The organism is Aliivibrio sp. S3MY1 (assembly GCF_028765575.1).
GTDB lineage: Bacteria > Pseudomonadota > Gammaproteobacteria > Enterobacterales > Vibrionaceae > Aliivibrio.
Genome location: NZ_JARACO010000012.1, coordinates 54,904 through 68,167, shown reverse-complemented (window position 1 = coordinate 68,167; position 13,264 = coordinate 54,904). Strand labels below are relative to the sequence as shown.

The 13,264-nt window shown below is 40.0% G+C and carries 10 protein-coding genes; 9 read left to right on the top strand and 1 reads right to left on the bottom strand.

Features of this window, described 5'->3' with window-relative positions; genetic code table 11:
- The first annotated feature begins 63 nt into the window (after positions 1–63).
- The 7 genes from lepA to acpS all read left to right on the top strand — a co-directional run bounded on the left by lepA (position 64) and on the right by acpS (position 6,532).
- Positions 64–1,857, top strand: a complete 1,794-nt coding sequence (gene lepA / locus PVK62_RS09895; protein WP_274444137.1) for a translation elongation factor 4 — start codon at positions 64–66, stop codon at positions 1,855–1,857.
- Positions 1,858–1,975: 118 nt separating this feature from the next.
- The gene (gene lepB, locus PVK62_RS09890) at positions 1,976–2,878 is read left to right on the top strand and encodes a signal peptidase I (RefSeq protein WP_274444139.1); all 903 of its coding nucleotides are present in this window, start codon (positions 1,976–1,978) and stop codon (positions 2,876–2,878) included.
- A gap of 10 nt (positions 2,879–2,888) precedes the next feature.
- Positions 2,889–3,560: a ribonuclease III gene (gene rnc / locus PVK62_RS09885; protein WP_122036303.1), complete on the top strand. Its 672-nt coding sequence runs from the start codon at positions 2,889–2,891 to the stop codon at positions 3,558–3,560.
- A complete protein-coding gene (era, locus tag PVK62_RS09880) occupies positions 3,560–4,525 on the top strand; it encodes a GTPase Era (RefSeq protein ID WP_274444140.1) in 966 nt (321 codons plus the stop codon). The genes rnc and era overlap by 1 nt, the downstream gene beginning before the upstream one ends.
- A 182-nt stretch (positions 4,526–4,707) precedes the next feature.
- On the top strand, positions 4,708–5,424 hold the full coding sequence (gene recO, locus PVK62_RS09875) for a DNA repair protein RecO (protein WP_274444141.1): 717 nt from the start codon (positions 4,708–4,710) through the stop codon (positions 5,422–5,424).
- A complete protein-coding gene (pdxJ, locus tag PVK62_RS09870) occupies positions 5,421–6,152 on the top strand; it encodes a pyridoxine 5'-phosphate synthase (protein ID WP_274444142.1) in 732 nt (243 codons plus the stop codon). Before recO ends, pdxJ begins: the two co-directional genes overlap by 4 nt.
- On the top strand, positions 6,152–6,532 hold the full coding sequence (acpS, locus tag PVK62_RS09865; RefSeq protein ID WP_274444143.1) for a holo-ACP synthase: 381 nt from the start codon (positions 6,152–6,154) through the stop codon (positions 6,530–6,532). The genes pdxJ and acpS overlap by 1 nt, the downstream gene beginning before the upstream one ends.
- A 23-nt stretch (positions 6,533–6,555) precedes the next feature.
- Here the strand turns inward: acpS and barA are convergent, their stop codons facing one another.
- Positions 6,556–9,345 (bottom strand): two-component sensor histidine kinase BarA, encoded by a 2,790-nt coding sequence (gene barA / locus PVK62_RS09860; RefSeq protein ID WP_274444144.1) that lies wholly within the window; start codon positions 9,343–9,345, stop codon positions 6,556–6,558.
- A gap of 181 nt (positions 9,346–9,526) precedes the next feature.
- Here barA and rlmD point away from each other — a divergent pair, with 181 nt between their 5' ends.
- Complete coding sequence (gene rlmD, locus PVK62_RS09855; protein ID WP_274444145.1) at positions 9,527–10,843, top strand: 23S rRNA (uracil(1939)-C(5))-methyltransferase RlmD; 1,317 nt, start codon at positions 9,527–9,529, stop codon at positions 10,841–10,843.
- 71 nt (positions 10,844–10,914) lie between these two features.
- The gene (gene relA / locus PVK62_RS09850) at positions 10,915–13,152 is read left to right on the top strand and encodes a GTP diphosphokinase (protein WP_274444146.1); all 2,238 of its coding nucleotides are present in this window, start codon (positions 10,915–10,917) and stop codon (positions 13,150–13,152) included.
- Positions 13,153–13,264 lie beyond the last annotated feature (112 nt).

Below are 13,264 nucleotides of genomic sequence, written 5' to 3'. Positions count from 1 at the left end.
AGAATCCCATTACTTGATCTCACGATCCAATCCCATTAACTAATTGAGTTTGTCACGTCATTCATGAAGCATATTCGTAATTTTTCTATTATTGCCCATATCGATCACGGTAAATCAACACTATCTGACCGCCTAATCCAAGTTTGTGGTGGCCTGTCAGACCGTGAAATGGCAGCACAAGTTCTTGATTCAATGGATCTAGAACGTGAACGTGGTATTACCATTAAAGCCCAGAGTGTTACTCTAGACTATACGGCGAAAGATGGTGAAACCTATCAACTAAACTTCATCGATACTCCAGGACACGTTGACTTCTCTTATGAAGTATCGCGTTCACTTGCCGCTTGTGAAGGCGCATTATTGGTAGTCGATGCAGGTCAAGGTGTAGAAGCACAGACTTTAGCAAACTGTTACACCGCAATTGAAATGGATTTAGAAGTAGTTCCAATCTTAAATAAGATTGATTTACCTGCGGCTGATCCAGAGCGTGTTGCAGAAGAAATTGAAGAAATCGTAGGCATTGACGCGATGGAAGCAACGCGTTGTTCTGCAAAAACAGGCTTAGGTGTTGATGAAGTTCTTGAAACTATCGTTAAATCGATTCCGGCACCAGAAGGTGATCCTGAAGGACCAACACAAGCCCTAATTATTGATTCATGGTTTGATAACTACTTAGGTGTTGTTTCTTTAGTTCGAGTTAAACATGGCTCACTTAAGAAAAATGACAAAATCAAAGTAATGAGTACAGGCCAAGTTTGGGGTATTGATCGCATTGGTATCTTTACACCAAAACAAATTGATACAGATGGATTAAATACCGGTGAAGTTGGCTGGGTTGTTTGTGGTATTAAAGACATCCTAGGCGCACCTGTAGGTGATACGCTAACCCACGCTAAAGGCGGTTGTGAAGAACGTCTACCAGGTTTCAAAAAAGTGAAACCACAGGTATATGCAGGTCTGTTCCCAGTATCTTCTGATGATTACGAAAACTTCCGTGATGCACTAGGCAAGTTAAGTCTAAATGATGCATCGCTTTTCTATGAACCAGAAAGTTCTGCAGCGCTTGGGTTTGGTTTCCGTTGTGGCTTCCTTGGAATGCTGCACATGGAGATTATTCAAGAGCGTTTAGAGCGTGAATATGATCTTGATCTAATCACAACAGCACCGACAGTAGTTTATGAAGTCGTATTGAATAATGGTAATTTACTGTATGTAGATAGCCCATCAAAACTGCCTGCTGTAAACGACTTAGAAGAGATTCGTGAACCTATCGCTCGTTGTAATATTTTAGTTCCAGCTGAGTATTTAGGTAATGTAATTACGCTATGTGTTGAAAAACGTGGTATTCAAGTTGATATGGTTTATCACGGTAACCAAGTTGCACTGACGTACGATGTACCTATGTCTGAAGTTGTTCTGGATTTCTTTGACCGTTTGAAGTCAACCTCTCGTGGCTACGCGTCACTGGATTACAACTTCCAACGTTATGAAGTATCTAACATGGTACGTGTAGATGTATTAATCAATGGTGACAGAGTTGACGCATTAGCGATCATTACTCACCATGAGAATGCACAAAGCCGAGGTCGTTTATTGGTTGAGAAGATGAAAGAATTCATCCCTCGTCAAATGTTTGATATTGCTATTCAAGCGGCGATTGGTGCTCACATTATTGCGCGTTCAACAGTGAAGCAATTGCGTAAAAACGTAATCGCAAAATGTTACGGTGGTGATATCAGCCGTAAGAAAAAACTGTTGAAGAAGCAAAAAGAAGGTAAGAAACGTATGAAGCAGATTGGTAATGTTGAATTACCTCAAGAAGCTTTCCTTGCGATTCTTCATGTAGGTAAAGATTAATTTTTTATTTCTGAGCATTCAGAGTGATATAAATTAAACTTTATTACAGCTCAAAGAAAGCGATGATCAATGGTCTTCGCTTTCTTTGTTATTGCAACACTTAACTTAAGGGAATGAAATGGCTAACACTTTTTCACTTATATTAGTTCTAGTAACACTATTTACGGGTGTTGTTTGGGCTATTGATAAATTCGTATGGGCACCAAAGCGCAAACTAAAAATTGCAGCAGCACGTGAGCAAGCGAATGGACAAGTTGATGAAGCAACGCTCGCAAAAGTTGCCCCACAACCTGCATGGATAGAGCAATCTGTTTCTATTTTTCCAGTGATTGGCCTTGTTTTAGTGTTGCGCTCATTTATTTATGAGCCGTTCCAGATCCCATCCGGTTCGATGATGCCGACGCTTTTAGTCGGAGATTTTATCTTGGTCGAAAAATTCTCTTATGGAATTAAAGATCCCGTTTGGCGTTCACAACTTGTAGAGACGGGTAAGCCTGAGCGTGGTGATGTTGTTGTTTTTAAATATCCACCACAACCAAATATAGACTATATTAAACGTGTAGTCGGCAAACCAGGAGATACTGTTATTTACAGTTCTTCAAAACAGTTGTGTATTAAGCCAAAAGGCGAGAGCAAGTGTAATATCATCCCGTTAACGAACATGAAAGACAGTGAATTCATGCAAGAACGTACTAACTTAGTTCAATATACTGAGCAGTTAGCAAAAGAGACTACGCATGATATTTTGGTTAACCCTATGAGAGCTGATCGTGTATCTATGTACCAACCACGACCAGGTTACAATGAATGGGTTGTACCAGAAGGTAACTACTTTGTGATGGGCGATAATCGTGACAACAGTGCCGACAGTCGTTATTGGGGTTTTGTTCCTGAAGCGAATTTAGTGGGTAAAGCGGTCGGGATCTGGATCAGCTTTGAATTTGAACGTGGTAGCGATAGTGTGCTGCCTTCCTTTATTCCTACTGGTGTGCGTTTTAACCGCATCGGTGGCATAGACTGATTGAACGATTATGAATTCTTCATTACAACGCTTAGAAAAGAAAATTGGCTATCAATTTAAAGATGAAAACTTTTTAAAATTAGCGTTAACACACCGTAGTGCAAACGGCACTCATAATGAACGCCTAGAATTTCTTGGTGATTCAATCTTGAGTTTTGTTATTGCTGATGAGTTGTATCATCGATTCCCTAAAGTGGACGAAGGTGATATGAGTCGTATGCGTGCAACCTTAGTTCGCGGCCATACGTTAGCTGAACTAGGACGTGAATTCCAGTTGGGTGATTACCTATTTTTAGGCCCTGGTGAATTGAAAAGTGGTGGCTTCCGTCGTGATTCGATTTTAGCGGATGCGGTTGAGGCGATTATTGGTGGCATCTACTTAGATAGCGACACTGAAGTGATACGTGGAATTATTTTGGCGTGGTACAAGACTCGTTTAGATTCTATTGAACCTGGCGTATCACAAAAAGATCCAAAAACACGTCTTCAAGAGTACCTGCAAGGTCGTCGTAAGCCGTTACCAACGTACACAGTAACAAAAATTAAAGGTGAAGCTCATAACCAAGAGTTCACTATTGAATGTATCGTAGCTGGCTTGGATGAGCCAGTTATCGGCAAAGGAAGTAGCCGCCGCAAGGCAGAACAGTCGGCTGCTGACATAGCATTAGGACAAGTAAACTAATGTCAGATGAAAAAGAATTTGATCTAGATGCGTACTTCTCATCAGAAGCTAAAACAGAATCTAGTGACAACCAACATTGTGGTTTTATTGCTATCGTTGGTCGTCCAAACGTAGGTAAATCAACACTTTTAAACCAAATTTTGGGACAGAAGATTTCGATTACTTCACGTAAACCTCAAACAACTCGTCACCGTATTATGGGTGTTGACACGGATGGAGACTATCAAGCTATTTACGTTGATACTCCAGGTCTTCATATTGAAGAGAAACGTGCAATTAACCGCTTAATGAACCGTGCGGCAAGCTCATCATTGAGTGATGTTAACCTAGTTCTATTTTTGGTTGATGGTACTCACTGGACTCCTGATGATGAAATGGTATTGAACAAGCTGAGAAAAGCGGAATTCCCTACGGTTTTATTAGTCAATAAAGTTGATAACGTTAAAGATAAAAATGACGTTATGCAGCATCTTCAAACCATGACTGAAAAAATGGACTTTGTTGATGTTGTGCCAATCTCTGCTAAATCAGGTTCAAACGTTGATGTTGTGCAAAAGTTGGTTCGTCAGTATTTACCAAAAGCGGTACATCACTTTCCTGAAGAGTATGTAACAGATCGTTCTCAACGTTTCATGGCGTCTGAAATTATTCGTGAAAAGCTGATGCGCTTTACGGGTGAGGAATTACCATATTCAGTAACTGTTGAAATCGAACGATTTGATTACAATCCGAAAATGGATGGCTTTCATATTAATGGTCTTATTCTTGTTGAGCGTTTAGGTCAAAAGAAAATGGTTGTTGGTAAGAATGGTGAGAAGATCAAGATTATTGGTCGTGAAGCTCGTATTGATATGGAAGGTTTGTTTGACCGTAAAGTGTATTTAGAGCTTTGGGTTAAAGTTAAATCTGGTTGGGCTGATGATGAGCGAGCACTTCGTTCTCTAGGTTACATCGACGATTTATAATTTCTAGAAACTAGAAACTAGAAACGATAAGATCTAGAACAAGATCCCGAATAACTTAATCAAATTATTTTAAGTTGTTTGGGATTTTTTATTATAGCGAAATACATCTTTTATAGTCTCTAGAAGCGAAGCGTTTATAGTTAGCGAAGCGCATAGTGCATTCTTTTTTATAGGTAAGAAACGTGGAAGAAGGCTTACAACGTTGTTTTGTCCTGCACCGAAGACCATACAGTGAAAGCAGTCTAATTTTAGATGTGTTTAGCGAAGAGTATGGCCGTTTATCTATTATCTCAAAAGGGGCGCGAAGCAAGCGCTCTAATCTAAAAGGCGTATTACAAGCGTTTACCCCATTATTAATGAAATGGTCAGGCAAGGGCTCTATGCGTACACTGCGACAAGCTGAAACCATTAGCTTGGGCATTCCACTCTCTGGTATAAATCTTTACTCAGCTATGTACATCAATGAATTAGTCGTTCGAGTAATAGAGCAAGAAACGCCGTATCCAGCCCTTTTTTTAGATTACCTTACCGCTCTTACCGAGCTTGCTCAAAGTTCAAATCCTGAACCAGCACTAAGGCGTTTTGAGTTGGCGCTTTTATCTTCATTAGGTTATGGCGTTGATTTTTTACATTGCGCAGGCAGTGGCGAAATGGTTTCTCCAGAGATGACGTATCGTTATCGTGAGCAACAAGGCTTTATGGCATCCATCCGTCACGACCCTTTAATGAGCTTCAAAGGTAATGAGTTAATTGCGATTAGTGAGCGTCGATTTACTACCTCAGAGCAATTAAAAGCAGCAAAACGCTTTACACGCATAGCATTAAAGCCGTATCTTGGCGGCAAGCCTCTAAAAAGTAGGGAGCTGTTTCTTCCAAGAACAAGGAGTATTCTAAAATGAGTTCAATTTTACTTGGCGTTAATATCGATCACGTAGCCACCCTTCGAAATGCAAGAGGGACTAAATACCCTGATCCTGTTCATGCGGCAGAAATCGCAGAGCGGGCTGGTGCGGCGGGCATTACGATCCACCTACGTGAAGATCGTCGTCATATTAACGATCGTGATGTGCGTATCTTACGTGAAACGTTACAAACACGAATGAACTTAGAGATGGCAGTCACGGATGAAATGGTAGGCATTGCGCTTAAAACACAGCCAGAGTTTGTTTGTTTAGTACCAGAAAAACGTGAAGAGCTAACCACTGAAGGTGGCTTGAATGTATTAGGTCAGCTTGAAAAAGTAAAAGCAGCAACGAAAATATTGTCTGATGCAGGGATTAACGTTTCTCTATTTATCGATGCAGATAAAGAACAAATAGATGCTGCTGTTGAATGTGGTGCGCCATATATTGAACTTCACACCGGTGCTTACGCGGATGCAGAAACAGAAGAAGCGCAGCAAGATGAGTTGAAAAAAATCGCAGCAGGCGCAAGTTATGCCGCTTCAAAAGGCCTCATTGTGAATGCTGGCCATGGCTTGACGTACCATAATGTTGAAGCGATTGCGGCTCTGCCAGAAATTTACGAATTAAACATTGGCCACTCAATTATGGGACGTGCAGTGTTTGATGGCTTAGAAAAAGCGGTCGCGGATATGCACCGTATTATGCTTGGTGCTCGTAACTAATGGCAATTGTTGGTCTAGGGACTGATATCGCTGAAATAGAAAGGGTTGAAAAAGCCCTTTCTCGTTCAGGAGATGCATTTGCAGAGCGCATCTTAAGTGTATCTGAATTTAATAAATATCAATCATTAAAGCAAAAAGGACGTTTCTTAGCTAAACGTTTTGCAGCAAAAGAAGCCGCTTCTAAAGCGTTAGGTACCGGTATTGCTCATGGTGTTACCTTTCATGATTTTAGTGTCTCTAATGATGAGAACGGTAAACCCATCTTAGAACTCATGGGTAAAGCTCTTGAGTTATCTCAAAAAATGAATGTTTCTCATATTCATCTTACAATATCCGACGAGCGCCATTACGCGGTCGCAACGGTAATTTTTGAATCCTAACTACTTATCCATAATGGTATAAGCTAGTTTAACCATTGAGTGGCATCTTTTGTCACTTTATACATTTCATCTTGCAGCTCAAATAATTCAGGTTCAATTTCTTCAATCGATTGCTGCTGTCTTAGCGCCGTTTCAATTAAATTACATAACTGCTTTAGTCTAGGTACGCCACAATATGAGCTACTTCCATGAAGTTTATGTATGTAATGACAGAGTTCTTCAGTTGATAAGTTCCCCTCTAGGGCTTTTTCTATCCAGCTATCAACTTCCGGAATAAACTCTATCAGCATTGCAAGCATCTCTTTTGCGAGATTATCTTTTCCTGCTGATTGCTTTAATGCCGCTTCCCAATCAATGCTGCTACTCTTATCACAACTTGCTTCTGCCACATGAAGTTCAGGGATCGCGTCGGCTAAAATTTCAATTTTTTCCACATCAGATTTATCCGTTAAGGGGCTCCAGTGAATGATGACTTGTTGAAGGACATGTTCTTCAATTGGTTTGGTTAAGTAATCATCCATGCCTTCACTGATTAATCGTTCTCGTTCGCCGGCCATGGCGTGGGCTGTTACAGCCACTACAGGCGTTTGTGCATTTAAGACTGTTTTACGGATTTCTTTACATGCCATCACGCCATCCATTTTTGGCATTTGAATATCCATTAAGATGATATCAAACTTTTGCTCAGTGGCTTGTTGTACCGCATCGATACCATTTTTACAGGTAACAACAGTCTCTACTTGTTCGTGTAATAAAGCAGAAATAAGTTTGAGATTTGCAGGATTATCATCAACCGCCATCACTTTAATCGGTAAGCGCTGAGGTCCTTTATGTGAAGCCATTAAATCAGGTAAAACAGGTACTTGCTCTAATTGCTTGTGGTTGAGTAAAGCATCAAGCAATTTTTTCTTAGCGAATGGCTTCGATAAACAAGTAATATGAGTCTGTTCATTTAACTCCTCAGTAAGAGCAAGCTCTGTACTTGGTAAACCGATAATCACGGTAGGGCAATAAGGGACGAGTTTATCTGAAATTTTTTGTAATGATTGCGCTGTCGGCTTAGCGGTAGAGCTTAAGCTGATTAAAGCGAAATCATGGGGTTCAATATGATTAGGCAGTGTTGTTCGGTAAGTGACAAGGACACCGTGATTGATCAATTGCTGCTGTAAAATAGAAGCTGACTGCATATTTGGTTCTATTAATAACAGTTTTTTCTTATCTAATTGAGCAATATCCCGCTCATCAATCATAGGCAGATCTGTTGAACTCATTTTTATCGTAAACCAGAAGGTCGACCCCTGGTGAAGGCGGCTACTAAGACCAATTTCCCCTCCCATTTGAGCGACTAATTTTTGAGTAATAACCAGACCTAAGCCAGTACCACCATAACGTCGTGAAATACTGGCATCTGCTTGACTAAATGCTTGGAATAATTGAGCTTGTTGGCGCTCTGAAATACCAATACCGGTATCACGAACAATAAATTGAAGATCAATGCTGTCGCTATGTAAGTGCTTTAGTTCAACAGAAATATCAATGTTGCCTTTTTCGGTAAATTTAATTGAATTACCAACTAAATTATTAAGAACTTGTTGAATACGAAGTGGATCACCGATAAGTCCTGAAGATAGGCGTTGATCAATTTTTAATGTGATTTCTAAGCCTTTTTCATGCGCACTTGGAGCAAGTAGGCTAACCACTTCATCTAGACTGTCTTGGAGGTTGAATGGTAGATTTTCAAGTAATAATTTACCCGCCTCCAGTTTTGAGAAATCCAGAATATCGTTGATGATGGTTAATAAGTTGTTTGCTGAACGTTCAATGGTTTGCAGATAATCTTGTTGGTTATCAGATAGTGATGTTTTTAGCATTTGACGGGTAAAGCCAATCACACCATTGAGGGGGGTTCTTAACTCGTGGGACATATTCGCTAAAAATTCTGACTTAACACGCGCCGCTTCTTGAGCTCGTTTTTTAGCAATATCTAATTCAACGTTTTGAATTTCTAATTGTTCTAAGGTTTCACGTAAATCTGAAGTCGCTTGATCGATACTTTGCTGCATCTCGACATGATATTCAGACAAGGAGATGGCCATGGCATTGATACCGTTTTTGAGGGTATCTAGCTCGCCATGCAATTTATTCTCAATTCGAACATTCAAATGGCCACGACGAATACGGTCAACCACGCTGACCATGTGTGAAATAGGTTGAGTGACATCCTGCATTAAACGATAGGCAAAGACACCAGACAGGCTCAATCCAAGCATCAAAACAACCAAGGCAGAGAATATTTCTTGGTATTGCTGTAATCGTAAACTGGATAAGTCTAATTCAATGGCGATGTAACCTAAGGGGTCATTGATATAAGAGGGGTCAAAATTGGTAGAGAACTGTCCTTCAGGAAGAATAGGCGTTCGTAATATTAAAGACTCTTCTTGAAAAGAAATATCAAGTAATAATGGAATAGGTTTATCTTTGGGAAACGTTAAGCTTTCAAAATTAGGATGGAAATTAGAAGTAACGAACAGTTCGTGATGTTCATCAAATACAGCAATACTGCGAACGATTTTAGAGTGCTTTCGATGCGCGTAGCTAATTAGACGACGAACGGCTTCACGGTTTTGTCTCGTCATGCCATATTCACTTGAGATGGCTAGGGGTTCAATAATACTGGTGCCGCTCGAAATGAGCTGAGCTTCCAAATCATTGTATCGATTCATTGTAAAGAAGCCACTAAGTAGCAAACCGATAATTAATGTTGGCGCTAGTGTCAGGGTAATAACACGTGCGCGTAAACCGTATTTTCTCATATTGATTCGTTCTTATTAACATCCTTGAGCGCGTAGCTTAATCAAGTTAACGAGTAAGCTCAAATATTCTATGTAGAAATCGTAAATTGAAACATAAATCAATGCCCATTCTGCACTACATCTTAATATTGTTTGGGTATAATGGCGCTAATTTCTAATTTTGGTAAATCAGGCAATAATCATGGCGCAATTCTTCAAACCTAAAAAGAAAGCTTCAGTAAACACAAAGCATCAATCTGTTGATGTGGTTCGATTAGATCACAATGGTGCCGGTGTTGCTTTTGTAGATAAGAGACCGGTATTTATTGACGGTGCTTTACCTGAAGAAAAAGCGATTATTCAATTTATCGAACAGAAAAAACAATACTCTCGAGCTAAGCTTATCAAGCTGACAGAAAAAAGCCCAAAGCGTCAAGATGCGATTTGTGAGTATTATCATGAGTGTGGTGGCTGTAATTTACAGCACCTTCAACGCGATGAGCAAATAGTCGCAAAAAATATTAAGCTGCAAGAGCTAATGCAAAAACAAGGCGTTGAATGTTGTGAAATAATCGAGCCGATTGTTGGTGATGACAAAGGATATCGCCGTCGAGCTCGCATTAGTTTAATGTTTAATAAACAAACGAATCAGCTTGATTTTGGGTTTCGTAAGAAGCAAAGCAAAGCGATTGTAAATGTTCGCCATTGCCCAGTATTAGTGAGTGAACTTGATCAACATCTAACGTCACTTTATGAATTATTAAATTCGTTTAAATCGAAAAAGCAATTAGGGCATGTAGAGTTAGTTCAGGCAGATAATGGCAGTGTCTTGTTGATCCGTCATCTGGTTGATTTTAATCAGACCGATCATCAAGCATTACTCTCTTATTGTGAAGAGCGTGATTTAATCTTGTACCTAATGCCAGAGTCAGACGTCTTAAATCATGTGTGTGGTGAAGAACCATATTATCTTATTGATGGCGCTAAAATTTACTTTACACCAAAAGATTTTATTCAGGTTAACGGTGATGTGAATAAAAAAATGGTCCATCAAGCTCTTTCTTGGTTAGATCTAAAAGAAAATGACACCGTATTAGACCTGTTCTGTGGCTTAGGTAATTTTAGTTTGCCTCTGGCTCAAAAAGTACAAAGCGTAGTGGGTATTGAAGGTGTTGATGAAATGGTTCAACGCGCACAACAAAATGGCAAAAGAAATAAATTATCGAATGTCACATTTTATCAAGCTAATTTAGAAGAAAGTATTGATGATCAAGTGTGGTCTAGTACAAAGTTTACAAAGATTTTACTCGATCCTGCCAGAGCAGGGGCTGCAGGAGTGATGCAAACTGTGGCAAAATTGAAACCTCAAACCGTGGTTTATGTATCGTGTAACCCAGCAACACTTGCACGCGATAGCCAATTACTTATTCAGCACGGTTACAAGCTTACTAGGCTAGGTATGCTTGATATGTTCCCACATACAGGACATTTAGAATCTATGGCATTGTTTGAGCGATAATTAGCGGCAACATTAGCTACGCTTAAGCAGCCTAAAAGAATCATTATAAAATTGGATTATAGGAAACGGACATGGTCGCAGTTCGCGGAGCACATCTTAAGGAAAATGAAGAGTTCGAGTTAGGTGAATGGATCGCCAGCCTTGAACAAGATAAAAACACCTCAAAAAAATTGACTGAGGTGTATAAGCAATGTGAAGAGTTAGTCGCTTCTCATGAAGAAGGACAGCTCTTGCTATGGCGTGGTCGTGAGATGATCGAGATATTGATCACCTTAAGCATGGACAAGCCAACCCTTATTGCCGCTCAGTTATTCCCTTTAGTTTCATCTGGTGTTTTAGACAGAGAAATGCTAACTGAGCACTACAGTAAAGAAATTGAAAAACTGATTGATGGCGTTGAAGAGATGGACGCCATTGGTCAACTGAATGCATCTGTAGGTGCAGAATCAGCGTCTTCTCAAGTGGATAATATCCGTCGAATGCTGCTGGCGATGGTGGATGATTTCCGCTGTGTGATCATAAAATTAGCGGAACGTATCTGTAATTTACGTGAAGTAAAAAATGAACCGGATGACATTCGTCGTGCTGCAGCAAAAGAGTGTAATAACTTATATGCTCCACTCGCAAACCGTTTAGGTATTGGCCAATTAAAATGGGAAATTGAAGATTACTCTTTTCGTTACCAACACCCTGAGACCTATAAAAAAATAGCTAAGCAACTATCTGAACGCCGCATTGTTCGTGAGCAGTATATTCATGATTTTGTCACTGGATTAAGTGATGAAATGCAAGAGTACAACATTAATGCTGAAGTCAGTGGGCGTCCAAAGCACATCTATAGTATTTGGCGTAAGATGCAGAAAAAGAACTTGGCATTTGACGAGCTATTTGATGTGCGCGCGGTACGAATTATCGCCGATCAACTGCAAGATTGTTATGCGGCTCTTGGGGTTGTTCATACTAAATTTAAGCATTTACCTAGTGAGTTTGATGATTACGTAGCGAACCCAAAACCTAATGGCTATCAATCAATCCATACCGTTGTTCTTGGTCCTGAAGGTAAAACTATTGAGATCCAGATCCGCACTAAGGATATGCATGAAGACTCTGAACTAGGGGTTGCTGCACACTGGAAATATAAAGAAGGTTCGTCAAGCAGTAGTCGCAGTGGCTATGATGAAAAAATCACATGGCTACGTAAGCTGCTTGATTGGCAAGAAGAGATGTCTGATTCTGGCGAAATGCTGGATGAGCTACGAAGCCAAGTTTTTGATGATCGTGTGTATGCCTTTACGCCTCGTGGTGATGTGGTCGATTTACCTATGGGGGCTACACCGTTGGATTTTGCTTACCACATTCACTCTGAAGTGGGGCATCGTTGTATTGGTGCGAAAGTGGGCGGACGAATCGTTCCATTTACACATCAATTAACGATGGGTGATCAAGTTGAAATTATCACCCAAAAAGAACCTAATCCATCACGAGATTGGTTAAATCCAACACTTGGTTTTGTTAATTCAGGTCGCGCTCGCGCTAAGATCAACGCATGGTTTAGAAAGCAGAGTCGTGAGAAAAATCTTGATGCAGGTAAGGAGATTTTAGAAACTGAATTAGCGAAGATTGGTGGTACATTAAAAGACGCAGAGCGATATGCTTTAAAGCGTTTTAATGTTAATTCAACCGATGAGTTATTTGCTGGTGTGGGCAGTGGTGATCTCCGTATTAACCAAGTGATTAATCATATTAATGCGCTAATCAATAAACCAACAGCAGAGCAAGAAGATCAAAAAGCATTAGAGCAATTGCAAGAGTCTGAAGCCAAAGCACAAGCTCATGCTCAAGCGCAAAACAAGAAACGTAATGATGCCGTTGTTGTTGAAGGAGTCGATAACTTAATGACGCATCTTGCTCGTTGTTGTCAACCGATCCCTGGAGATCCAATCGCAGGTTATATTACTCAAGGGCGTGGTATCTCGGTTCACCGTAGTGATTGTGATCAACTTAATGAACTGCGTCATCATGCTGCAGAGCGTATTATAGATACGGTGTGGGGCAGTGGTTTCGAGGGGGCTTACATATTAACCCTACGTGTGACAGCAATGGATCGTTCTGGCCTATTAAAAGATCTCACAACACTTTTTGCGAATGAAAAAGTAAAAGTATCAGGAATGAAGAGCCGAAATGATCATAAAAAGCAGTTGACGATCATGGACTTTGATCTTGAAGTATTTAATGCGGATATTCTTAGTCGATTAATTACTCGTGTTGAGCAAGTGAAAGATGTAATGGAAGCAATGCGATTATCTTAATAAAGTACTTACCAATAATGCGCATCTAAGTTATTGATTAATAGTAACTATATTTTAAAGCCAAATGTTATTCATAACATTTGGTTTTTTTTTGAAAAAAAATCTCAAGTTC

What these genes read in the sequence shown, in the direction of transcription:
- lepA (WP_274444137.1), top strand. Translation starts at nt 64, where the DNA reads ATGAAGCATATTCGTAATTTTTCTATTATTGCCCATATCGATCACGGT.
- lepB (WP_274444139.1), top strand. Translation starts at nt 1,976, where the DNA reads ATGGCTAACACTTTTTCACTTATATTAGTTCTAGTAACACTATTTACG.
- rnc (WP_122036303.1), top strand. Translation starts at nt 2,889, where the DNA reads ATGAATTCTTCATTACAACGCTTAGAAAAGAAAATTGGCTATCAATTT.
- era (WP_274444140.1), top strand. Translation starts at nt 3,560, where the DNA reads ATGTCAGATGAAAAAGAATTTGATCTAGATGCGTACTTCTCATCAGAA.
- pdxJ (WP_274444142.1), top strand. Translation starts at nt 5,421, where the DNA reads ATGAGTTCAATTTTACTTGGCGTTAATATCGATCACGTAGCCACCCTT.
- acpS (WP_274444143.1), top strand. Translation starts at nt 6,152, where the DNA reads ATGGCAATTGTTGGTCTAGGGACTGATATCGCTGAAATAGAAAGGGTT.
- barA (WP_274444144.1), bottom strand. Translation starts at nt 9,345, where the DNA reads ATGAGAAAATACGGTTTACGCGCACGTGTTATTACCCTGACACTAGCG.
- rlmD (WP_274444145.1), top strand. Translation starts at nt 9,527, where the DNA reads ATGGCGCAATTCTTCAAACCTAAAAAGAAAGCTTCAGTAAACACAAAG.
- relA (WP_274444146.1), top strand. Translation starts at nt 10,915, where the DNA reads ATGGTCGCAGTTCGCGGAGCACATCTTAAGGAAAATGAAGAGTTCGAG.